General features: G+C 27.2%; 15 protein-coding genes and 1 pseudogene. 6 read left to right on the top strand and 10 right to left on the bottom strand.

The genetic code is table 11. The annotated features are described in order from the left end of the window. Positions 1–149: 149 nt before the first annotated feature. Positions 150–1817: an aryl-sulfate sulfotransferase gene (locus IPP08_12505; GenBank protein ID QQS66559.1), complete on the bottom strand. Its 1668-nt coding sequence runs from the start codon at positions 1815–1817 to the stop codon at positions 150–152. Then, positions 1817–5224 carry a hypothetical protein gene (locus IPP08_12510; protein ID QQS66560.1) on the bottom strand — a complete coding sequence of 1136 codons (3408 nt, stop codon included), beginning with the start codon at positions 5222–5224 and terminating at the stop codon, positions 1817–1819. The genes IPP08_12505 and IPP08_12510 overlap by 1 nt, the downstream gene beginning before the upstream one ends. Positions 5225–5593: 369 nt before the next feature. Between IPP08_12510 and mnmE the strand changes: the two genes are divergently transcribed. Genes mnmE through rdgB form a run of 5 tightly spaced genes read left to right on the top strand, consistent with a single transcriptional unit; the run spans position 5594 to position 11157 of the window. After that, positions 5594–6976 carry a tRNA uridine-5-carboxymethylaminomethyl(34) synthesis GTPase MnmE gene (gene mnmE, locus IPP08_12515; GenBank protein ID QQS67895.1) on the top strand — a complete coding sequence of 461 codons (1383 nt, stop codon included), beginning with the start codon at positions 5594–5596 and terminating at the stop codon, positions 6974–6976. A 34-nt stretch (positions 6977–7010) separates the two neighbouring features. Beyond that, on the top strand, positions 7011–8849 hold the full coding sequence (mnmG, locus tag IPP08_12520) for a tRNA uridine-5-carboxymethylaminomethyl(34) synthesis enzyme MnmG (protein QQS67896.1): 1839 nt from the start codon (positions 7011–7013) through the stop codon (positions 8847–8849). A gap of 23 nt (positions 8850–8872) precedes the next feature. After that, positions 8873–9790 carry an SDR family oxidoreductase gene (locus tag IPP08_12525; protein QQS66561.1) on the top strand — a complete coding sequence of 306 codons (918 nt, stop codon included), beginning with the start codon at positions 8873–8875 and terminating at the stop codon, positions 9788–9790. Position 9791: 1 nt separating this feature from the next. Continuing rightward, the gene (locus tag IPP08_12530) at positions 9792–10568 is read left to right on the top strand and encodes an MBL fold metallo-hydrolase (GenBank protein ID QQS66562.1); all 777 of its coding nucleotides are present in this window, start codon (positions 9792–9794) and stop codon (positions 10566–10568) included. A gap of 10 nt (positions 10569–10578) precedes the next feature. Next, the gene (rdgB, locus tag IPP08_12535; GenBank protein ID QQS66563.1) at positions 10579–11157 is read left to right on the top strand and encodes an RdgB/HAM1 family non-canonical purine NTP pyrophosphatase; all 579 of its coding nucleotides are present in this window, start codon (positions 10579–10581) and stop codon (positions 11155–11157) included. 17 nt (positions 11158–11174) lie between these two features. Here rdgB and IPP08_12540 read toward each other — a convergent pair whose 3' ends face one another. From IPP08_12540 to IPP08_12550, 3 genes are all read right to left on the bottom strand, one after another. Then, positions 11175–12077, bottom strand: a complete 903-nt coding sequence (locus IPP08_12540) for a hypothetical protein (GenBank protein QQS66564.1) — start codon at positions 12075–12077, stop codon at positions 11175–11177. A gap of 81 nt (positions 12078–12158) precedes the next feature. After that, the gene (locus IPP08_12545) at positions 12159–13865 is read right to left on the bottom strand and encodes a DEAD/DEAH box helicase (GenBank protein ID QQS66565.1); all 1707 of its coding nucleotides are present in this window, start codon (positions 13863–13865) and stop codon (positions 12159–12161) included. Positions 13866–14105: 240 nt separating this feature from the next. Further along, complete coding sequence (locus IPP08_12550) at positions 14106–14822, bottom strand: hypothetical protein (GenBank protein QQS66566.1); 717 nt, start codon at positions 14820–14822, stop codon at positions 14106–14108. A 95-nt stretch (positions 14823–14917) separates the two neighbouring features. Here IPP08_12550 and IPP08_12555 point away from each other — a divergent pair, with 95 nt between their 5' ends. Further along, positions 14918–15736: a hypothetical protein gene (locus tag IPP08_12555; protein ID QQS66567.1), complete on the top strand. Its 819-nt coding sequence runs from the start codon at positions 14918–14920 to the stop codon at positions 15734–15736. Positions 15737–15799: 63 nt separating this feature from the next. On the opposite strand, the pseudogene IPP08_12560 reads toward IPP08_12555, so the two are convergent. The 5 genes and pseudogenes from IPP08_12560 to IPP08_12580 all read right to left on the bottom strand — a co-directional run bounded on the left by IPP08_12560 (position 15800) and on the right by IPP08_12580 (position 26373). Continuing rightward, a pseudogene (locus IPP08_12560) lies at positions 15800–18098 on the bottom strand (FAD-dependent oxidoreductase). A 94-nt stretch (positions 18099–18192) separates the two neighbouring features. Beyond that, the gene (recQ, locus tag IPP08_12565) at positions 18193–20364 is read right to left on the bottom strand and encodes a DNA helicase RecQ (GenBank protein ID QQS66568.1); all 2172 of its coding nucleotides are present in this window, start codon (positions 20362–20364) and stop codon (positions 18193–18195) included. A 207-nt stretch (positions 20365–20571) separates the two neighbouring features. After that, the gene (locus tag IPP08_12570; GenBank protein QQS66569.1) at positions 20572–22197 is read right to left on the bottom strand and encodes a metallophosphoesterase; all 1626 of its coding nucleotides are present in this window, start codon (positions 22195–22197) and stop codon (positions 20572–20574) included. A 47-nt stretch (positions 22198–22244) separates the two neighbouring features. After that, a complete protein-coding gene (locus IPP08_12575; GenBank protein ID QQS66570.1) occupies positions 22245–22808 on the bottom strand; it encodes a hypothetical protein in 564 nt (187 codons plus the stop codon). Between the two features lie 43 nt (positions 22809–22851). Next, positions 22852–26373 carry a GMC family oxidoreductase gene (locus tag IPP08_12580; protein ID QQS66571.1) on the bottom strand — a complete coding sequence of 1174 codons (3522 nt, stop codon included), beginning with the start codon at positions 26371–26373 and terminating at the stop codon, positions 22852–22854. Positions 26374–26411: the final 38 nt, after the last annotated feature.

A 26411-nucleotide genomic window follows, 5' to 3' on the forward strand; every position in this document is an offset into this window, starting at 1 on the left:
TTTGTAATTTATTATGGGTAAGGCTAACCTTGAATTTTTCTAACAAATAATACATTGAACATAATTTTTGAAAATATATTTGTTTTGGAAATTAAAATTAGTGGTTCAATTATTAGAAATTGCAACCTTTATTTATTCACTTATTATGATTAGTTGCAGATTAATTCAAGTAATTTATTTTTCTTTAAGCCTTTTAATTCTACAAAATATTTACCTGGTGTTAAACTCAAATTCTTTAAATCAATTGAATTACCTATTACAGAAAAATTCATCATTATTTTACCAGTAACATCATACAAAATTGCTTTATCATAACTAGTGTTTTTATTAAGTATAGTTATAAATTTATTATTACTATTTATTGGATTTGGATATAATATTTCCTCATTCAAATTTTTTACTAAATCAAATTCAACTAAACTAGTTTCACATTCATAGGTAATTGGGTTTACTTCAATTGGATCTTTGCTTATTAATTGTTTTCCAACAAATCCATCATAATTTTTTGCATAAAAATTTGATTTAAATAATAACGGTCCTGGTACAGGATTCCCTTGCATAACTGGACCAATACTTCCAACAGGGTTTTGATACTTCCATAGTGTTTTACCAAATTGATTTATTTCAAATATAGTTCCAGAATTTCCAACAGTAATTAATACATTTCCATTGTAAAGCACGTTAACACCTGATAAATTAGAAGAATATAACTTAATTGGATCAATGTCCATGTAAATCCAATCAGCAGAATCTGGTTTGTAATTGTTGTTTGTTAAAGTATATTCTCCATTTATATTTGGTGTCGAAATAATTTCTGCAGTACTATAATTTACACCCCCTGTTCTTCTATTACCATTATTGAAAATTGAAATTTTACCATTATTATTCTCATCTTCAGTAATCCATCTAGCATCATGCTGACCAAACAATTTTTGGTTTTCATTGCTACCTCTGTTATACGTTCTTGAATTTCCCCATCGATAAAGTAAATCCCCACCTTTGTTGTATTTTCCTTTATTATTAGATTTAGCTTCTAAAGTACTTGTTGAATGATCTATAATCCATATTTCACAAAACTCTAATGAACTTACAATTATTTGGTCTAATTTATCATTATAATCAATTGAGTTTAAATGTATCCAATCTGATTTATTAACCTCATTCGTTGTACTTGAATAATTTATATTTACTTTTTCTGGATGGTCTTTAATTTCCCCATAATTATTTTTTAAACTATCACCATCTTGAATCAAATGATCCCAAACTCTCCATTCCCAAACTATCTTAAACGAATCTACACCAATTGGTTGAACTTCAATTATTTTTTCACTCCAAAGTGAATCATTTATAAATTTACTTTTCTTTCCACTAATTTCTGATTCTTTTAATGTTATTTTTTCCCAAGTTAATGCCAATATATTTCCATTTTTCAAAACAACAAAATCATGATGTAAACATTTGTTGCTATCACTATATAAAAAAGTCCATAACAATTTATTATTCCAATCAAATTTTTCTATTATTCCTCCTTTTCCACCAGCGTTAAAATATTTTGAAAGCATTTGAGCTGTTCTCCATAAATTTCCTTGATTATCTAAGTGAGTAGAATTCACAGTTTTGTATTTACTTTTCCATTCTTTAACTAACTTTCCGCATTTATCTATTATATAAGTTGATGTAAAGTTCATTGGAGAAAATAATACATAACCTTCAGAATTTCCTGGTAAGTTAGTTATTAACCCAACTTGTTTATTTACTTGCCCTATTGCAAAGCAAATATTTATTAATAAAATTGATAATAAAACTATTATTTTCATTAAAAGAAAGCTCTTATTTCTGCCTGACCTGTATGTATAACTTTATTTGTAGGTGGTATAGATCTACCTGAATAATTAATATTTAATTGTAGATTCGAACCAATTCTATAATCAAAATTGATCAAAGCTAACCAACTTAGTCCTTGGTAATATCCATCAGTTAATTGGTATGGTAATAATTCACTTGAATTTACATTGCTTTCTAAACTTGTAATCTCTAATTCACATCTAATTCTTCCATTTGTACTTAATGAATAAATTCCCCTCAAATTATTTGCAATTAAATTTACTTTTCTATTTTTTTCAGTAATTAAATCATTCACAATTGAACTTTTAATTTTCCATCCTAATTCTAAATTTTTAATTGCAGAATAGGTAAAATCATTCTCTATTTTAAATCCTGAAATTTCAAAAGATTTGCTAATTAAATTATTGTTAAAATTTGTAGTATCTTGATATTTTAGATATGAATTATACAAACTTAACATTGTTTGAATTTTTATATCTGTTGTAGCAGTAAAATTAAATTTAAAGTTCCATTCCTTATTAAAACTATTTTCAGTATTATATATCAATTTAACTACATTTTTTCTAATAGAATATCTAATTCTACTTGAAAAAATATCATCATTCTCCAAAATGTTAAGGTCTTGCTGAATGTAAGAATTACCTAAAATTGTATTTGAATCATTTTGAAATTTTGACAATTTTAGTAAATATATATTTGAAACTATTTCATCAGTAGATTTTTCTTCAAGTTTTATTATTGTTTCACCTGAGAATTTAGATATTATTTTTTCAAAAAATGTTTCATTTTTACCGTTGTTCTTAAATGCTTCTTTAATTCTTAGCTGAGCTTTTAAATCTATAATTGGATATAATTTTTCAGTTCTAAAATCAATTCTTAAATACTCTCCATCATTATTGTTTGTTGGTATAAATTCTGATTCCTCTTGAATTTTATTCTCATTAAAATCATTCCATATATAACTCCCTTGACCGAAGGGTACTCTTATAAACTGCCTTTCTAACCTTCCAGTTTGTTCAGTATTTGCTTCATAATATCCGTTTATTGTAATGTTATTATACAAATTAATGAAAGATTCTGATTTTATTAATATTGATTGAATATTTTTTCTTTCTATTATATATTTTAGTGATTCATCATATTTTTTATATCTATATCCGATTTGTGTTTTCGTTCTTAAATCATTGGTTGTATTATAATCACTTGATAATACTAAAGTTAAGTTTTTTGAATCATTTGTTAATTCATATTTATTATTTTGCAACCTAGTAGAATCTTCACTTTTCACATTTAATCTTAAATCTAAAATTATGTTTTTATTGTTTAGCTTTACAAATGGTTCTACTGAAATTATATTATAACCACCTAATTTATTAACATCAGATTTTAAATTTGTAATAATTTTGTTTTCATTAGTTATTTCTGCTCCAAAATTAAAATTTGAAAAGTTTTTGTAAAAAGAAATTTGGTGTTTGTTCATTACTCCTTTTGTATCTACAAAATTAGAATCAAATACTATATTCTCAAATTTGTATTTAGTATTAAAATTTATCATTTTGTTATCATAGTTAAGCTCATAATATTGCCTAAAAGAGTTAAAAGTTTCTCCTAATTTTAAGAATCCTAAGATATTTTTAATATCTAATCCATTAAATAATTTCAATAATACCTCTGTTTCACCAATTTCTAAATTTCCAATTTTAATTCTTTTATTAATTTCTCCTCCCCATTTTTGAATTGAATTTACATCAATTAAATTATTGTTGTTTATGTATTTATCATTTTGAAAACTATAATTCCCATTTAGATATAATTCACTTTCACTTGAAAAAATTCTATTTATTCTTTGTTTATAATTTAGATTATACCCAATACCATTATATTTATTTGAATCAGAATTGTTAAATCTATTTTCATTTAAATATGAACTCAACAGATTAACTGATAAATTAAAATCTTTTTTTATGTTTAGCTCAACTCCAATATTTCCAGTTTGGAGTAATTTTGGAATTGGTAAATAAACTATTGGTTCATAATTCCCTAATCCAAAACCAACATATTCAAAATTTCCAAATGAAATATTTTTATAACTACCATTCCAATAACCTAAGTCTGTAAATGTTACATCGTAAATTGATTGGTTGTTTAATATATCAAATACATAAATAATTTTTCTTTCATTGTTTATTAAAGTATCTTTTTTATAATAGTTTCCTTTTAAAGTATCGCTTCTTCCAATATATTTTTCGCCTGACTTTTTAACCCCTAAATTATTACCAATTGAATTTGAAATAAGATTTTTGTCTTCTTCACTTAAAACTAAATCAATTGGTGAGTCTTGATCTTCAGCTTCACGTTTATAGTTGATATTAAATTTTAAAGTCGAGTCAAATAGTAAGTTTGTATTATTTATTTCTAAATATGATTTTGAATAATTTTGATTAATATATTCAAAATCTACCTCTATTCTATTATTTGATGTAATTAATTTTTTTGGTTGAAAGAAGACTTCTCCATTGGAATAATCTATTATATAATCATTATTTACGCCTCTAGTTAACAATAATCCATCTAAAAATATTTTTTCAGATCCTGCTATTACAACTAATTTGTTTTCACCTTTAGCATTAAATAACTTATATGGTCCTTGATCACTTTCTCTTCCTTGAATAATTTGAAAATTCCTTTCACCAGGTGATATTCCTGCAACTATTGTTGATTTACTACCGCTCAAATAATTAAACGATGTTTTTACTCCTTGGAGTCTTTTATCTAACTTACCTTGATTGTTTAGTTCAGTTGAAAACTTCCCAATTACCGCATTTACTATTGGTGATTTAAATTCTATAAAAATATTATCTATCTCTTTTATAGTTTGTGATGTACCTTCTGGCTGAATTGGAGTTTGCTCATCACTAAGAACTCCTAATACATCAACATTATCAGAGATATTACCACTAAACTGAATTTTTAAGCCACTTTGTAAAGTAAGATCTCGATTTGTTCCTATAGTTAATCCTCTAATTATAGATCCACTTCTCTTAAAATCTTTACCAAAATAATTATTAGAATTTGAGAGTTTTATTTCATTAAAAGCTCCATTCGTATCATTATTCCTTGTTATTGTTTTAGCAACTGGTTTTATTATTTGGTAGCTGTTTTCAATATTAAAATTTACATAATTGTAATTTATTGTCAGACAAAATGAGTCATCATTTCTTTTATCATCTAATACTCTTATGTCTCTAAAGAATTTTGAGAAAATGATAATCCCATTTTTATAATTAATATCAAAATCTAATGGATTTGATAATTCATATTCATTTTCTTTTGTAAGTTTTATACTATTTAATAAAATACAATCGTTTGGTAGTTTCAATACTGAATCTTTTTTTGAAATACAAAAATTAACTTTTTTATATATCCCTTGACAATATATACTCTGTAATGTTGTAATAAATAAAACTAGTATTACAATTTTATATTGCAACACTAACTTCAAATTATATTTATAATGATTGTTAATTTATTTAATTTAATTTTGCGATAGAACTTTTACAATATACTAATATATCTTAACTGAAGTCATATTTTATTCTTGAGATATTTTAATATTATATAATATAATTAATATTAAGACTTTTAATATTTTAGAATTAATTATCAATTTATTTTGTTTATAAAATTTACCTTTAAGTTTCTCTTACTAAAATTTAATTATAATTAATTATATTTTTATTTATTTTCAATTTCCAATAAATATAATTTAATCAAAAATGTTGATACTATAATTGCTTTAGCTACACCAAAAGGGATAGGTGGTGTTTCTATTGTTAGACTTAGTGGTAAAGATTCTTATCTTATTACCGATAAGTTTATAAAATTACGTAACAAAAAATCTATTGCCGTTATTACAAGTAGAAAGTTGTATAATTGCTTTGTATTAGTCAACAACGAACAAATAGATAATTGTTTAGTTGTACGTTTTCAAGCGCCTTATTCTTTTACAGGAGAAAATGTTGTTGAATTACATCTGCATGGCAACCCTTTTTTAGTTGATTTGATAATTCAGATTGCTGTTGATTATGGAGCTAGACTTGCTAAACCAGGTGAATTTACTAAACAGTCTTTTTTGAATGGCAAAATTGACCTTACTCAAGTTGAAGCTCTTGCTTTTTTGATTCAATCTGAGTCGCAACAAGCTCTTATTATTTCTCAAAAACAGTATAATGGTGAATTAAATACTAAATTAATTAGTTTTAGAGAACAAATTATTCAAATACTCTCTTATATAGAGCTTGAATTGGACTTTGTTGAAGATGGTTACTCATTTTCTAATTCTGATGTTTTAGACAAATTATTATCCGATTTAAAATTGTTTTGTACTTCTCTTTTATTGTCATATAATTCCTCAAATTGGATTAGTCAAGGACCTAGAATTTTATTGATGGGAAGACCTAATGCCGGTAAATCTAGTTTATTCAATTCATTTCTGGGTTATTCAAGATCATTGGTTAGTACTCAAGCAGGTACAACAAGAGATTACATTGAAGAAAAGATTATTTATAGTGGACTTTCAATGAGATTTATAGATACAGCTGGTATTCGTCAGACCACCGATCATATTGAATCAGAAGGGGTTAGATTGGCTCAAGAGTTGATTTCAATGTCAGATCATGTTATTTATTTAATTGATTCTTCCGATAAACTAAATTTAAAGAGTGAAATATTAAATTTTACAACTTTAACTATTCAATATCCTGTCATAAAGTTTAAAATTGTTTTTACAAAAAGCGATTTATTATTAGAAAATCAAAAACAAAATATAGTATTTGATTGTATTTATTGTTCAATTTATAAAACTGAATCTATTATTGGCTTGCTTAATTATTTATTCAATAATTATTCTATTAATAACACTGAACAAATTGCATTACTAAATCAAAGACAATTTTTAATAATTAAGGGTATTGAAAATCATTTAGTTGGATTATCAGTTGATTTAAAAAATTCTGAATTACTTTCTGCTGACCTAAGATACATTCTTATGTTGATTTCCGAACTAACTGGCGAGACATCTAATGAAGATATTCTCAATAATATATTTTCTTCTTTCTGTATAGGGAAGTAAAAAAGTTCCACGTGGAACAATTAATTGCATAATGATGATTAAAAATAAATATGATGTAATAGTAATTGGTGGTGGTCATGCTGGAATTGAAGCATCTTCTGTTTCAGCTAGGTTGGGTTGTGAAACAGCATTGATTACTATGAAATTTGATACAATTGGTAGATTATCTTGTAATCCTGCAATTGGTGGAATGGCAAAGGGACAGTTGGTATGTGAAATAGATGCTTTAGGAGGAGAAATGGCTAAATTAGCAGATAAGTCTGGTATTCAGTTTAAAATGTTAGGTACTTCAAAAGGACCAGCTATGTGGTCTCCAAGATCTCAAAATGATAAGGATCTTTATCCATTTTATGCTCAAAAAAGGCTTACTGAAATTGATAAATTGGATATACTTGAAGGGATAGTTGATGATGTTTGCGTTGAAAATGGAAAAATAATTGGTGTTGTATTTTCTGATTTAAAAGGAATCAAAATTAAATTAAGAACCTCTGGTGTGATTTTATGTAGTGGTACATTTTTATGTGGAGTAATGCATACAGGCGAATCTCAAATTATGGGGGGGAGAGTTGGTGAAAATTCTGCTAATAATATTAGTGGGTCACTTAAAAATATAGGATTTGAATTGGGAAGACTTAAAACAGGTACTCCTCCAAGAATTGACAAGAAATCGATCGATTTTGCAAATTGTAGAGTTGATTCCGGTGATTCAAATCCAATTCCTTTCTCAAAAACTACAATTTCAGTCGAAAACAAGATATCATGCTATGTTACCAATACTAATAGTGAAACTCATGAAATCTTAAAAACAGGTTTTGATAGATCACCAATGTTTTCTGGAAGAATTAAGGGAACGGGTCCAAGATATTGTCCATCAATAGAAGATAAAATATTTAGATTTGCTGATAAAGATAGTCATCATATTTTTTTAGAACCAGAAGGGTTAAATACTGATTCAATTTATGTGAATGGGTTTTCTACTTCTTTACCACAGGATATTCAAATAAAAGCTTTGAAAAGCATTTCAGGTTTGGAAAAATGTGAAGTACTAAGATGGGGATATGCTGTTGAGTATGATTATATACCCCCATATCAATTGCATCGAACACTTGAAAGTAAATATGTTTCTGGACTTTATTTTGCAGGGCAAGTTAATGGAACTTCTGGTTATGAAGAAGCAGCTGCTCAAGGTTTAATGGCAGGTATTAACTGTGTTTCCAAGATAAAAGGGAATAAAGGTATAATTTTAGATAGATCTCAAGGTTACATAGGTGTATTGATGGATGATTTAAGCGTTTTGAGTACAGATGAACCTTATAGAATGTTCACATCAAGAGCTGAGTATAGATTAATTTTAAGAAGAGACAATGCAGATATTAGATTATCAGAAATTGGATATGAATTGGGTTTGATTGATTTAAAAAGAATTTCTAAAGTAAGAGAAAAAATACAAAATATTCAAACAGCTGAAAGTATTTTAAAAAGTTTTAATTGGACTATAATTAATGAAAGTGAAAGGATCAAAGGTTGGAATTACTTAAAAAGACCTGAAGTAACAACTGATTATTTTTTAAATAGTAATGATTCACCAGAATTGTTGAAATCCTTATTAATAAATGAAGAAGTTGCTGAGCAGATAAATATAAATGCTAAATATGAAGGCTATATATTAAAACATAATGCAGAAATCGAAAAATTTAAAACAATGGAGTCAACTTTTTTACCAAATTACTTAGATTATTCAAAAATTAAGTCACTTTCTTCCGAAGGTAGAGAAAAGTTAACTAAAATTAATCCTGTAACTTTTGGACAAGCTTCAAGAATAAGTGGCGTAAGTCGATCAGATTTATCAATATTGATGCTATACACAAAATAGAATAAGTTCCACGTGAAACAATTATGAAAGTATTAATTATAGGATCAGAAGGGTTATTAGGTCAAAAGGTTGTAGAAATATTAAAAAGGGAAACCAATTGGACAATAGTTGAGGTTAATTCAAAAGGTATATTTGATAATGGAGTTTTAGAAGAATTTGACACTTTAAGTAGAAAAGATTGGAAATTAAAAATTTCTAATTTTAAAGAAAAACCAACTATTTTTATTAATTGTGCAGCAAAAACTAATGTTGATGTCTGTGAAGATGAAAAAAATATTACCTGGAAAAATAACGTAGATATAGTAGAAATAATAGTAGAAATTTGTAGAAAATTAGATGCAAAATTAATTCAAATATCTTCTGATTATATATTTAATGGAAAAAATGGACCATATTTAGAAGAATCTCAACCAAATCCAATAAATTATTATGGAAAGTCAAAATTAGCTGCAGAAAACATATGTATAAAATCAGGAATTGATTTTGCTATAATCAGAACTATGTGGCTATATGGATTTAGTAAATCTGGAAAAAAAGACTTTGTTTGTTGGGTTTTAGAATCATCAAAATTGAATAAACAGTTGAAAATAGTTGATGATGAATTTGGTACTCCTACATTTATTGATGATATCGCCATTGGAATTATGAAAATTATTGAGTATAATTATAATGGTATTGTAAATATAACTGGGAATAAAGTATTTTCAAGATATGAATTAGCATTGTTAATAATAAAAAAATTTGAACTTTCTACAAATTTGATACCTATTAAAGAACAAGAGTTAGGTAGAAAAGCAAAAAGACCATTAAATTCTGGTCTAATCAATTTTAAATCTCAATATAGACTTGGTTTTAATACAACAGATTTTGAAACTGGTCTTGAAATTGTTAAAAATTTAAGAAAAAAGGATGAAAAACAATTTTTATTAAGATTTAGATAATATGAAATCTAAAAATATTCTAATAAAAATATTAGGAAGCGGTACTTCAACAGGAGTTCCACTAGTAGGTTGTAATTGTAATGTTTGTAAATCAAATAATTTTAAAGATAAAAGGCTAAGAACCTCAATTTTAGTAAATATTGATAATTTAAAGCTACTTATTGATACTTCAAATGATTTAAGGGAACAGTGTTTAAAAAATGAGATTTTAGATATTGATGCAGTTATTTATACTCACCATCATTTCGATCATATAGCTGGATTTGATGATTTAAGAGCTTTTAATTTTGCAAAAAATAAATCAGTACCTATTTATTTAATGCAAGAAACATTAGATAATTTAAAAGATGTATTTAAATATGCTTTTTCAAATGAGCCGAACTTGAGTAGCTCACCAAAAGTAAATTGTACAATAATTGATATAGAAGAGTTTAGTATTAAGGATATTACAATAACGCCAATTCCATTATTACATGGAAATATGAGAGTCAACGGATATAGGATTCAAAATTTTGCATATTGTACAGATTGTAATGTTATTTCTGAAGATTCAATTCAAAAACTACAAAATTTAGATATATTGATTTTAGATGGTTTAAGATATTCTAAACACCCAACTCATTTTTCAATTAATGAATCTATTGAGATTGCGAAAAAATTAAATGCAAATAAAACATTTCTAACTCACATATCGCATGATGTTTCTCATCAAATCACTGAAAACGAACTTCCAGAAAACATATATTTAGCATATGATGGACTTGAACTTAAATTATAAAACAATTTTATTGGCATCTAATAATTCAAATAAAATAGAAGAATTAAAGTCTATTTTAAATGAAATATTAGGTGTTCGTATTATTACCTTGAATGATATTAATATTACAATTGACATTATTGAAGATGGAGAAACACTTGAAGAAAATGCCTATATTAAAGCTAAAACTATTAATAATATTACAAATTTACCAGTAATAGCTGACGATACTGGTTTAGAAGTTTTAGAATTAAATAAAAAACCAGGAGTATTATCAGCACGGTATGCAGGTAAAGATTGTAATTCAAAAAATAATAGAATTAAATTGCTTAATGATTTAACAAGTATAAAAAATAGGAATGCAAGTTTTAAAACTGTTATTTGTTTTGTAGATGAGTTTAATACTATTTTTAGTGAAGGAGAAGTTAGAGGAAAAATTACATATGAAGAAAAGGGTGAGAATGGATTTGGTTATGACAAAATATTTGAGTTAGAAATTAATGAAAAAACTTATGCAGAAATGACTATACAAGAAAAAAACTACTTAAGTCATAGAGCATTAGCAATAAATGATTTAAAAAGAAAGTTAACTAATCTAATAAATAGTTGAATAAATTGTAAGAAATTTTAGTTTTTAAGAGTAAGAATCTTGTTAATATCAATTAACATTTCAATATTAGAAATATTCATAGTCAATAATTTATTTGCAAAAAAAGAGCTTAACTGATTGTTATTATGATTTTCATGGAATATCATTAATGCATAATTGATATTTACAGAATTTTCATTTAAACTAAGACATTCATTGAAATACTCTAAAGTTCTTTGATAAGATATTTTTTCTTTAATATATAAATCTGTAATAAATGCAATGCAAGCTTTTTCTGATAACTCAAATTCACAATCAATTTTCAATGACTCAAAATATAAAGAAATAGTATTTTCAAAACTAGGAATTTTAATTCCTATAGTATAAGCATATCTATCATCCTCTGCTAATATGTAATACAAAAATGCATCCCAGTTTAAAGTATCTCTACTAAATAGTGACATCCTATCCTCTTTTTCTAAAATAAAACCAGCAATACTAACTATTTTAGAACATAACTCATCCAATGAATCAAAAAGGTATGTAGGGTAAACATCTATAGCATTCTTATAAACAATCTTACAAATTTTAGCATCATATAAATAAATTTCAATCTTAAATTTATCTTCAATTCCAAATTTTCCATATAATACATAAGGAGTTGAATGATTGTTTGCTATTTCATCTATTATATCAATAGTTGGGCTTGTTGAAGTATTTAGAAAGCATTCAACAGAATTTATTTCACCCTTGAAAGAGAAAAAACTTGAATTAAATTTATTTGATAAAGAAAGTTTTCTAGAGATATATCTGGGAATTTGTCTAGATAATCTTGACTGAGCTTCATCTTGAGTAAGGCATGAAAATTGTAAACATAATATAGGAATAGGCTTTTCAGGCTCACCCCATAATTTAATTGGAACAACTTCACAATTTTGCATGATATAGTTTATAAGAGTATTTTTAAAATAAAAAAACTGGATAGTATAAATAATATCCAGTTTACTGACGTTATCAAATTATTAAAATTTCTTTTTGCTACCAAAACTTTTTTTAGTCCATTGGAAAGTGTTGTTTTTTTTACTTTCATTTGTAGAATCTATTTTAGTTCTTCTTTTTTTAAATTCTCTTGAGTCATCAGAAGAAGAATCACCAAAAGATTTCCTAGTTAAAGCTTTTTTTGGAAAAGATTCTTCAGAACTTGTATTCAATCTCTGAGCAGAGGAATAAACATCTGCCGAATTACTATCTTTTCTAACCGTTGAAGTTGAAGAACTATAATTATCATTTACACTTCTTGGTCTAGTTGTTCTTTTAGTAAAAGTGGATGAATTATTTGAATCAAAACTTTTTATAGAATCTGGACTAAAAGGAGTTTTAGAACTCATTCTTGATTCATAATTCTTAGGACTTCCAGTACTTCTTCTAGAATCAGAACTCCTAGAACTATCAAAACTTCTTCTAGAATCATTTCCTCTAGAATTAGTACCTCTTGAATCAGATCCTCTTGAATTACTTGATCTGCTAGGATAATCATTTCTATTACCTGTCAACTTATTTTCTTGAAATCTAGATTCGCTAAATGCACTTTCATGAGGTTTTTCAAGAAACCCAGCATATTTTATAGGTTTAACTTTTTTGGAAATATACCTCTCAATCCTCTGTAGATGCATGTTTTCCTCACGATCAACAAAAGTAATTGCTTCTCCTGTTGCATTAGCTCTACCAGTTCTTCCAATTCTATGAACATAATCTTCGGCATGAGTTGGAACATCAAAATTAATAACGTGTGAAATTCCATCAACATCAATTCCACGAGCTGCAATATCTGTAGCAACTAAAACTTTAAATTTACCTCTTCTGAAACCATCTAAAGCATTTTCACGTTGCCTTTGTGTTCTTTCAGAATGAATAGCTGCAGAAGAAATATCATTTCTTTCTAAATACTTAGTAATCCTGTCCGCACCATGTTTTGTTCTTGAAAATACTAAAACACAATCTAAATCCTCAGAGTTAATGATGTGAGTTAATAAATCTAATTTAGATTTTTGATGAACTGCATAAAAATATTGAGTAATAGATTCGGCAGGACTTTTGGTTATACCAACTTCTATAAGTTTTGGATTTTTTAAAATCCCAGCTGCCAAACCTCTAACTTCTTTAGACATAGTAGCTGAAAATAAAAGTGTTTGTCTTTCATTTGTAGTTTCAGCTATGATCTTTTTAACATCATTAATAAAACCCATATCAAACATTCTATCTGCTTCATCTAAAACTAAAACTTCAATATGTGATAGGTTAATAGTTTTTCTATTCATATGATCACATAGCCTGCCAGGAGTAGCTATAACAACATCTACACCTCTTTTAAGGGCTGACATTTGATTTTCATAACCTACACCACCATAAATAGTTAAGCTTCTCATTTTCATAAATCTCCCATAACCTTGAACAGAATTTTCAATTTGTAGTGCTAATTCTCTAGTTGGAGTAATGATTAAAGCTCTTGGAAAACGTCTTTTGGCATCAGGATTGTTAGCAAGTTTGTTTAATATTGGTAAAACAAAAGCAGCAGTTTTACCAGTACCTGTTTGAGCACATCCAATAACGTCTCGTCCTGAAACAGCAACTGGAATAGCTAAAGATTGAATTTGAGTTGGAGCGGTATATCCTGTTGCAAGAATTCCTTGAACAAGAGAATCCGCCAAACCAAGTAAATGAAATGGCATAAAAATTACGTTATTAAATTGTATTTTGTGAATGAATACCGATTCACACAACAATTCCTCAAATAAGTAATTTTATTAGATGTAGAAAAAGCTAAAAAAGAAGTGTGCCGGATATAATTAAAAGTTAATCAGTTAACTGATTTAAGCAAAGGTAAGGTAAAAAAATTAAGTAACAAGTTAAAAAAAGGCATAAAAATATAAAATAAAATTAATAATAATTAAATATTTTACGTAAAAATCTTATTCTGAGTAAAATAAAGCTGTAGTTTGTGGTAAGTCTCCAATTAAACCTTTTAAGAATGTATAATTAAAAAAAATGTCTAAGCCTTTTAGTGAGTCTTCATCTAACTGAAAATTAATCTTAGAGTTTTCAGGTAAATTAAATTTTAAAACAAGTGATTTTAAAAAATCATATTTTAAAATCATCTTATCATCATTTATAGTATAACATAAAATATGAACTAAAGAAGACTCCGTTAAATCTTCCCATTCGTCGCTCAAATCTAAATAACTATTATTATCAATAAAATTACTGTCTGCTATTACTAAAGTACAATCTGAATTATTTAAATAATCATCAATAGTTGTGATTGAATCAATTAATAAAAATTCAGGATGAAAATCAAATTTTTCAGATAATATTATTTCAGAAATTAATCTTTCATAAAAATTTGATTCTTTAAATGAAAAGGTAGAAATTTCTTTTAATCCAGATTTGAAAATTAATTTTGAAATACTTGAAAAACCTTTAGAAATTACTCCAACACTACTAATAATTAAAGTACTTAATGTTTCTCTAGAATTTAAAAAATCTAATGGTGATGCAATTGCAATATCTGCTTCGCCATTTAATAATAATTCATTAGGATTATCAGAAATTAATATATCAATTTGTAACTTTTTAAGTTCTTCAATTAACGGGAATGTAAAAAAATTACTTCGGCAAACTATTTTCATAATAAAATAAATTGTATTTTAACTTTTACTTGATTAATGATACAAAGTTCTTTATATTAGATATATCCACAAAATAAAATATTTATAAAATTAGAATGAATAAAACTTTTACTTATTTATTAATAGCAATTTTATTTATTAGCATTGCTAAGGCTCAAAAAATTCCTTCAAAGAGAGTTACGATTAATAAAACTATCAAAACTGAACAACCAGAAGTTGATGTTACATGCCCTATAGTAAATATTAATCTAAGTTACGAACCAGGTAATTTAAATGAAATTCCATGTCCAGTAACAATAACTTTTAAAGGTGAAATAGTTGTTTCAGGTCCATGTTATCTGCAATATAGATTCTTAAAGAATGGAGAAATTGCTGGACCAACTCAATATTTGAATGCTACTTCTGTTGGAAACTATCCAGTTATGGAAGTTGAAACCTTTTCAGAACCCTCAACTGGAAACAATAGAACATTAGAAGTAATAGCTCCTTGTACTTATAGGTCATCAAAAATAAATTTTATTATACCCTGTCCAAATTTAACGAAAGGAGAAACTTACAAATACACACCACCTGAAACTGATACTTACTCGACACCAACAGGAGCTTGTTGTGTTTCGAATGTTTATCTAACAGCAAATCAAGTAAGCCATTTTGGAGATTGCCCTTTCACTATTAATTATAAAGCAAATGTTGCAACTAATGAAAGATGCATTTTTCAATATCAATTTTATAATGGTGATACCCCAATTGGAGCAGTACAATCATTTATTGCCCAAAGTTCAGGGAACCATACAATAACTGAGTCTGAAACATTTTATAAAGATGAAGTAAGTAAAAGAAGTTTAAAAATTATTTCACCTTGCCCAACTGAATCAAATTCAATTTCAATTCATGTTGAATGTAATAACAAATAATTTAATTTAAATTAAAAATTAATAAAAATAAAATTGTATTGTTTCAGCACATTAAGTTAAAAATTATTGATTTATAACAATAGTATGTGGTGAAAAATATTGACTCCATTCTTCAAATTTAAATGAACCAGGAGTTTCTCGTTCAATAATAGTATTTGGAGAAGTACCTGCAGCTATCATAACGCTTCGAGCTGATAGAGTAATTTGTTCGCCACTATTTCTCCATTTACCTTCACTATTTAAAAACTGTTTTTCAAAAACCAATTCTTTTACCGCTCCATACTGGTCATGAATTGCCTCAATAGGTGACATATTTTCAATGAAATAAATTCCTTCTTCTAAGGCTTTTATAATCTCTTCATGGTTTAATCTATATGCAGGCGAATCTTTCATTCCTTTTCGGTAAGCTAAAGAAACCCCCCCCCAACTACGAATTAATTTGATAAAATCAGGTTTTCTATTCTCATTTTTTGCGATCAAACGTTCGTTTCTTATTTGTTTACCATGAGATATAAACTCATTTAAAATTTCTTTTTCTTCATCATTAAATTTTGAAAAATAAGCTTCTTCACCAAGATCTTTAATCAACTCTTCACTACGGTTAAGTATTCTTTCAACTTGAATAGGGTAGTATGCCATAGCCTCAGTGGTAGTATCAATTCCTGTTAATCCGCCGCCAATAACAATTGCAGGAAGTCTAAGTTGTAAATTTGCCAAAGCGTTTGGTTTGTATGCCCCTGTTAATTGTAAAGCCATTAAAAAATCAGAAGCTTGACGAATACCTCTAATTAAACCATTTTTCATAGGAACAATTGTAGGTTTTCCAGCTCCAGTAGCAATTGCAATATGATCAAATCCTAAATTCCAAGCATCATCAATTGTGATTGTTCCACCAAATCTAATTCCACCATAGATTGAGAATAAATCTCTACGCATTAAAGCAATATAAATAACCTTTAGGAAGTTTTTATCCCATCGTACAGTTATACCATATTCAGAAACACCACCAAAACCAAGAAGAATACGATCATCTAGTCCTTCATAAATATCTTTATAATTTTTGATGGGTTCAGATAATACATTATTGGGAAGCGGTTCAATTTTTAAACCATCAATTCCAACTACTCCAAAACCTTCATTTATTAAATAATGAGATAAAGTATAACCAGCAGGACCCAATCCAACAACTAATAATTTTTTTTCCGTTATATGGTAATGTATATGGTCTTTTAATGTTGATAGGATTCCACCTAGTTAACAAGGAATAAATTTCAAATCCAAATGTAAAATTTAAAACTTCTGTTAACATTGAAGTTTCTATCTGAGGTATATTTACAGGCTCTTGTTTTTGGTATATACAAGACTTCATACAATCGTTGCAAATACGGTGACCTGTACCAGGGCACATAGGATTATCAATCATGATTATACAAAGACCTGCTAAACCATCTCCGCAATGTTTTAAATAATGAGCTTCAGATATTTTTTCATCTAAGGGGCAACCATCTAATTTAATTCCCAGAGGATTGCGTTTTGAAAATCCATCTTTTTCGAGTAAACCCTTACTACATGAGTCTTTATCTCTATTATGACAAAAAATACAATATTCAACTTCATTCATAACTTCACGTACATTATATCTTTCATCTGTCAAAGCAAATCCATCTCTAAGTCTTAAGTTTGACTCATCCCCAGTAAAAGCAGTGTAGGTTAATCCAATTGGAATATTGACTTTAACTAAGTTATCATAGTCAATACTATGTGGGTTTTTGAGGGAGACCCAGTTTTTAGTTTCAGAGTCTGGAGCATAATGATTTACAGCAACCCATTTTTCTAAAAGTTCTAATAAATTCTTTTTTTCATCATCTAAAATTAAAACATCTTTTAATAAGTTCATTGCAACTTTAGCAGTAGCAAGCTCTTTATCAAATAAGTTGAAATACTCTTTAAATAAACCACATTGTAATTTAATAAAATCTATTTGAAGTTCAGCAATGTTTAAATTATCTAATGATTTATACTTTTTAAGAGCTCTTCGTTGCACAAAATCTCTTTTAAATGCAAATATGATGTTCTCACTTTCAACAATACTTTTTTGATTTCCATGCAAATCTTGAATTTGGAACATTTCTGTAATGAACAAAGAGAGTTGAGCAGCAGATTGTATTAAAATCTCAGAAATTTTTTCAGAGGACATTCCTTCACCTTTAGTTTGGGAATAATGGACAAATTTATGATAAAGTTCAGGGTCATTTGAATTAAGTTTAGAATAAAATAACTCAGTTAACAATTTTAATTTTTCAGGTTTAAATAGATCTTGATATTCAAATCCTTCAAGATTAATTTTTAGCTCGTTTACCATATGATATATTTAATAAATTTTTACAGAAATTTAAGTAACAAATTTAGGGATTTCGGAACTATAAAAAATAAATGAAGTAATTAATAAAAATAATTTAAGAATTGAATTTAAATTCCAAAAATGCAATTACTGCTTTAATTTCATTATATGTAAAATTTTCACCTAACTTTTCTTTAACAAGTTTTATAGAAGTTAATCCCTGAGATATTAATTCATCTTCAATAACTCTTACCTTTGGTTCTGATACAAAAAATTTAATATCGATAACACCTTTAGATATATACTTAAATAAATGAGTTTCAATTGTTTGAATTGTAAACCCTCTTTTTATTGCAATCTCATTAATTGAAAACCCTTGTTTGAACAAATTATATGTTAACTCATGGGTAGGAATTTTATCTAATGATGAATTTTGGGTTTCAATATTTTTTGGTGAAATTATATTCTGAACTTTTAAATTCATTCTTGAATCTAAGTTATGTTCCAAGCAATATTGCTGAATTGCTTCAAGAAAAATTTGACCATATTTTCTAATCTTAACTTCACCAAAACCTGAGATATTTTTTAAATCTAAAATAGCCCTAGGATAATAATATGATAACTCAACTAAAGTTGAATCACTAAAAATTATAAATGATGGAACTTTTTCATCATCGGCAATTAATCTTCTAATAGATCTCAGTTTTTGAAACAATTCTTCATCATATGAAATAATTTTTTGTTTAACAATTTTTTGAGGTTTGTCATTTGGAATGATTTTAACAAGAAAAACTTGCTCTTTGCCAAATAAAACTTCAGCACTTTTTTTGGTTAACTTAATAATTGGATATTGGTCTTGAGTTTGTTCAAGATATCCCAATTGTATAATCTCCTTGATATAGTAATACCAATCTTCTTTGTTAATATCTGCTCCAATACCAAATGTTTTTATAGACATATGATACTCTTTAATTTTATCAGAATTACTACCTCTTAAAAATTCTATTAAATAATTAAGCCCCATTCTTTCACCCAATCTTGAAACAGCAGATAATGCTTTTTGAGCTATAACAGTTGCATCAAACTTATCATAAGTTGTTATACAAACATCACAATTACAGCAGTTCCCAGAGTGTAACTCATCAAAATAATTTAAAAGGAATTTTCTTCTACAGTTGTTAGTTTCAGCATAATTTGTCATTTTATTTAACTTGTCAAGCATAATTCTACTCTGATTTTCATTGTCTTCAATAAAGATAAATTTCTTTAATGTAATTACATCACCTCGACTATAGAAAAGAAGAGCTTCGCTTGGAAGTCCATCACGTCCTGCTCTGCCTGTTTCTTGATAGTAACCTTCAATGTTCTTTGGTAAATTATAATGAAGCACAAATCTAACATTCGATTTATCAATCCCCATACCAAATGCTATTGTAGCAACAATTATTTTAATTTCATCTCTTAAAAAAAGATTCTGATTTGTCTCTCTGTCATCTTTAGAAAGCCCAGCATGATAAGGCTTACAGAGAAATCCCAATTCTTCAAGTTTCTGACAAATTTCATCAGCATTCTTTCTACTAAGAGTATATATAATACCTGAATCATTTTTATGTTTGCTTATATACTCAACTATTTTAGCAAAAGTATTTTGCTTCTTTTCCACTTTATAAAAGATATTAGGTCTGTTAAAACTAGAAAGAAAAGTTTTGGGATTATCTAAATTTAATTTATCAAGAATATCTTTTTGAGTGATTTTATCTGCTGTTGCAGTTAGAGCAATAATTGGTACGTTGGGAAAATTTACTTTAAGTGTTGAAAGTTGTAAGTATTCAGGACGAAAATCATGACCCCATGAAGAAATACAATGAGCCTCATCTATTGCAAATAGTGAGATATCTAAAGTTTTTAAAATTGATAAAAAGCCATTTCCTTCACCAATCAATCTTTCAGGGGCTAAATAAATTAACTTTAACTTATTATTCCTAAGTTGTTCAATTATAGTATTTTGTTCATTTTGGGATTGTGTCGAGTTAAGAAAATTAGCAGGAACACCATTAATTTTCAGGGCATCAACTTGATCCTTCATTAAAGCAATTAAAGGTGAAACAACCACTGTTAGCCCTTTAAAAATTAATGCTGGTATTTGATAACATAATGATTTGCCACCACCAGTTGGCATTAATACAAAAGAATCATTACCATCAATTACATTTTTAATGATTTCTTTCTGATTGTGCCTAAAAGAGTCAAACCCAAATGTTGTTTGTAGGATTTTTAATGGATTCATTGTAATTTATAAAATGAAAATATTATTTAGGGTAATCACTTTTTTAAAGATTAGTAATATATAATCAAGTAAGGTTGTTATGAATAACTAATACAATAATTCATTATTTGATTTCACCAAAAATTAACTATAGAACAAATTAAACAAATTTCTTTCTAATGAGTTAAATTAAAGTAATTACAAAAATGGCAAAAGATATAAAATAATCTAAGTTATTTTTAAAAGCTTTAATATAAAATTAAATATTCTGTTTTCACTCCCTAAGTTAACTGATTCAGTATCCATAATAATTACTTTTTCAATAGATTTATTATCTGAATTCCATCTTAAGAGTTTAGATTTTCCATTTTCAATTTTAACAAAAGTGAATTGTTTTGAATCTCTATACAAAAGTTCTGTTTCTTCAAATATCCCCATCCAAGTACCAGTATTGAAATAAGTTCTTCCATTATTTGTTTTGTGAATATCTGAGTAATGTGTATGACCAAAAATTACAATTGGTACGTTTAAAGTATTCGCAATATCAATTGCTATACTTCTGAAGTTTCTACTAACATCAAAAACAGATGATGATTTACTCTTTGAAAGATTTCTGATAATTAAAATCATTAAAACAGCTCCAAGGATTGTTAAACCTACATTGAATATATTCTTATCATATAAATAACTAGTAATTCTATAAATTGAATCCTTATTAAAGTTATTAATGAACCATTGTTTGAGAATCGATACAATTTTTGGTACGCAAAAAAATGAATACAAAGAAAAAGTAATTAGGTATAAAGTAGGTAATATTGAAGGTTTGATTAAGTTGAAAATGAATTTAAAAGGTCCTTGCTCTAGGGTTACAGGGAATTTGTTATTCTCAAATTTTATAAATGCTTTTGATAATTTGTTAAATTCTGCTTTATTGGCTATTGAAAAAAATTCAGCTTCTTGAATTATCAATCTTTTATTTTCTTCAATAATTGATTTTGAAGCTTTACTTTCAGAATTTTTTTTCTGTTTTTTTGCTATTGAAAATATTTTGACAACATACTTCAAAGCATAAATAAATATTCCAATAATTAGTGTTGGATATTTTTTAAACAACTCACTCCAAAACATTGATATCGGTCTAATATTATCTGCTAAAGGGTTTATTGGTTCAATTGCATTGGTTAAATACCTAACCAAAAAACTCGAAAGATCTAGTTCTAATTGTTTATTCTCACCAGAAATTTCTGGTAACATTGGATAAAGAAAATTACTAAAGGAAGTTGTATCTTCATATTGATTTCCATGCTCAATGTAAAATAGATCTTTTACATAATAACACCATGGTCTAAATTCAATGTTATCAAAATTAAGATTTGGTTGATAAGTTTTAAGAATCTCTTTAATCCTAATTTGTACTTTAACCCAGTAAAGCTGTACATCATGATTCCCCTTTGTAATAACAACTTTATTGTTTAAAGCAAATTCAGCTAAAGCTCTGAAAAGGACTTCGTGCCCTTCAGCAATTAAATCTATTGCCAAAGTCATTGCAGGTTCAGTACATTTCAATCCATATTTAGGATTTAAATCAAGTGGTGAAAGACCTGGATATTTAATGTAATCATTTTCAGTAAACTCCGAAACAATTACTTGCATGAAATCAAAAAAATCTCCATTAATAATTAAAGTTGTATTTCCATCATTAAAATGAATTAAAAATTCTTCAAAAATTTCATCCCAAAAAAAATCTTCATTAGTTGACCAACGACCAGTAGATTTATTCAAGCCAGTTGTGGCGTGAAGATCAGATAAAACAATATATCTGCGGTCAATTTGAGTTGAATTTCTAGTATCCATAAGTCAGATATTTAATTAAGTAATATATTCAAAAGTTGAGGGATAGATTACCAAGGAAAATGATCGATTTGTTTTTTGTTTCCTAGAATAAAATAACAGTAAAAAACATTTAAACCTGGTATGAGTAATTGAATATAAGCTTTACATAATATTAGTGAATTATCTCCAGGATTTGGTGTAACAACTATATCTCTAATAAACTTAAAAAACCAGTTGTAACCTGTATTCATAGGTACATCATAATTAAAATGCCCAGCTTGTTGATAAGGTTCATATAATTTTTCTTTTGGTTCAGCTTTAATTGTTGAAGATCTGAAAAAAGCTAACTGAATTGGAGTTCCATCCTTTTTTTTTCTTGTAACCCAATCACCCATATATTTTTTACCATCTTGCTCACACATTTGGTTAAAGCCCATTACCTTTCCATCTTTTTTACAAAATCCTTTCTGGAATTTTTCTCCAGATAGTTTGCCAATCCATTCATGGTTCCAACCATTGTAAACAAAACCATTTAGTTGTTCCATATCTGGTGGTTGGCAAGTTCTTAATAATTGCTCTAACTCATTGCTACTTGCTGCTCCAAGCGATTCGTAAGTCCAAATTTTCCCCATAATTTTTTGAGTATTTAATATGTTATTATATGATAGTTGATAGTTAAATATTTTTTGATGCCAAGGAACTCATAGCTAAAATAGTCCATTGTGGGTTAACAGTTAAACCTGTTGGAAAAATAGATGCATCACTTACAAATACATTATCTAGCCCTTCAAGTTTGAATTGTGAATCTACAACTCTACTTATTTTTTGATTAGAATTATTTCCACACATTCTATTGCCACCTTGTGGGTGAGCTGTTGTTAAGTGCATGTCACTCATTTCGAGATCGTATTGATTTAAATTGTCAATAAAGGTGTTAATGCTAACATCATCTTCTAAGTTTAAATCAATTCCTGGTTCAAGTGGAAAAACAGCTTTAACAGCACCAGCTTCTTTTCCTATATGAGCCAATGTTGATAGTGCAAATTTTATATTAGATTTATCTTTCATAGTTGGATTCCAAACAATTGGTCTGCCATCAATAATATTTGGTTTTTCTTCAATTAATCCGCTTGGATCTGAACCAACTAATGCACCAAAATTTATTAATTTATTATAATTGTTCATCATGTTATCAAACCTGTCAAAATAAAAGGGAAGGGAAAGAGCAAAGGAAGCTGGAGGATTAAAGTACGTTTCAAAAATAGCTCTTGAGTTAACATCTATAGCACCTTTAGTTATTTGTGCACCATCGAAAGAATTTAATGTTTCATTGAATTCAAATGCAACAGGAAAGGCGTAATTACAAGCAACGTTTTTGCCTACATTCCCAAAAACTTTGCTTCTCATAAGGAAATGACTGCTTGCAATTACTCCAGCTGTTACTATTACTGATTTGTTTATTTTAATTTCCCTCATTGCCCCTCCGGAACGAACTAATACGCTTGATGCTTTATTGTTTTCTTTTGTAAATCTTATTGCACTAACTCCACTAAAAATTTTAACCCCTTTGCCTTCAGCCCATGCTAAATACGTTTCAGTCATTGTTCGTTTTCTTAAAAACCTATTTCCAATATTGCACATTCCTGCACCAAAATTATTAGCATGATTTGCTTCAAGTTTTACATTATTCAAACCATTATTGAATTTATTATTATATCCATTTACTCCATTAACAAATTTTTGTTCAACTAATTCATTAATAGCATTCGGATCAACTTCCGAAATACCAAGTTCTGATTGAATAACTTGATACTCTTTGTCCAAATCGAAAAGATTAATATCAAAATCATTTTGCCAAATGTTTTTTACTTGATTTGGCATTTTAAAACATATTGCATTATAAACTTCACTACCTCCACCCATACATTCCGCTTGAAGAATCATCATATCGTATCTTTTAGTTTGCTGTAATCCCCCCTCCTTATAAAGTTTTCTGACCATATCAATTTCAACATCAGTATAATCTTGAAGGGCAGAATATCTTTTACCACGCTCAATGATTGCAATTTTTTCAGGATTAATTCCATGTTTAGAAGCAAGCCTATATGCCATTACAGCACCTGCAGGACCAGATCCAATTATTAAGTAATCAATATCATTTGGCAGTTCACTTTCTCCAATTAAAGCTGAAATACGTGGTGCAGGAAATTTTGCATTCGAATTTTTATTCTTCTTGAAATTATTCTCATCTTTTTCATCAACTGGTAAAGGAGCAATATCTTTAAATGGGGGGCGACTTATAGCAACATCACTTTGTAATCTGTCACGAGCATCAGGTGGAACAAATCCAGTTTTTGATCTTAATTTCGGATTTGAATAATGAGCCATTGTTACAAGTGCATGTAACGCTATTCCAATTTTATATAATATTTCACTTAAAAAAGGAACTAATGAATTTTTTCTTTTAACTGGAGTTTGTAAATAATACTTATACAAATAATAACGAATATTTTCATCATCCATTGAAGCAATACTTATACGTAATCCGCAAATAAGAGAGAAGATATTTTCAACTAACCAAAAAGGGAAATTAAGTAATCCTCTTTTCCTTCCTTGAATTTCACCAGAATGAATATCAATACTTTGCATTATAGAATATCTATCGCTCTGTGTTGTTTCTGGATAAAAAGCTCCATGTATTGAAACCACACTTAATGCCGATGATGGGCTAAGGTTTGTAATAGAATAATCAACATTAAAAAACATTTTTCTCAATGCAATTATTCCAACTAGTATCAAACTATTTCCAAATATATTTAAAACAAAATACCAATCAATTTGCAACATTTCAGTAGATCTAGTTTGGGTTATTATAAAATTCCCTGCTAAGTGCTTTACACTAAAGTAAAGGATTTCAACAATAATTGTTATACCTAATGGAATTGTTAGAGTTTTAAATAAATGATTCCTTAAGTTTTCATTTTTAGCAATTAGAAATGCAATTATAGAAATTGAACCATAAAGAGTTAAAGTATTGCATACTTGAGGATCTGGGAATCCATAAATAGCTCCAAAAGAGTCATTTGAAGAATAGAAGTTTCTGAAATAAATTACTAAAATAAAGATGCAAGCAGTACTAATCGAAATTAGATAATAAACGTATCTTGTTATTCTATGAGGAATAGAATAAAATTCAGGAAAATTTTTTGGAGATGTGAAAACTTCAGAAATTTTATTATGTTGTTTCAAAACAAACATAAAAAAAATCACAAAAATTGTATCAACAATTATAGATGAAAGTAAATAAATATCTGAACTTGAATTTATAGAAGTTGATAAATAATAATATAAAGAAGATAAAATTGAAATTGAATGTCCAATAATTAAAATAATTGCAACATGCCATCTGAGGTTTTTATTGTAAGCACCAATAAAACAAAGTGTTGACATAATAGCCAATTTTGTAATTGTATTGATTGTTAGAGCAGGGTTACTAAAAGTAAGATCAAGAAATTTTACTAATTCAATTGGATAATTAGAATAACCTAAATAACTAATTAAAATAATAAGGAAGTATGAAAAATATAGCAGCCCAATAATTCTTAATATCCAAAAACTGAAATTAAAATCTGGCTTATTTACTACTTCATCAGTCCACTGATTTCTAAACAGGTTTTGTTGTTGTTCAATTTTTTTACATCCAATTTTATATTTTTCATTTTTGATTACAGATGCAATAATTCTATTTACCCATAAACAAAATGGAGCGTAAAAGAATGAATAAACAATTATAATAAAAGTTACTTTAATTAAATACGGGTATTTCCCTATTAAACTATTATCATTATAAACCCAAGGTGGAAGAAAAGGAGGAATTGGATGATTTCTAAAATTTGATTCAAAATATAAATCAATAAGAAGAAAAGGAACTATTAGAAGTAACATTAGAATAATAGAACTAGACTTCCTCATTAAAAGAATTAATGGAGTGAATAAGAAAGTTATCAAAAAAACTACTATCCAGAAAATAAATGGGTTTGAAAAAGTTGCAAATTTTAAAACATAAATTGATATGGATAAAAATGAAGTAGTTATTATAAATGAATTCAGGAAAGCTAAAGAATACTTCTCTTTTTTGTTTAAAGAGTCAATAGGATCGAATGAACTAAAACCTTTAAAGTTAAATAATGGAATCATAAAAATTATTGTAGTAAAATGAAAAAATAACAAATGTA

This window comes from Chlorobiota bacterium, assembly GCA_016700335.1.
Lineage (GTDB): Bacteria > Bacteroidota > Ignavibacteria > OLB7 > OLB7.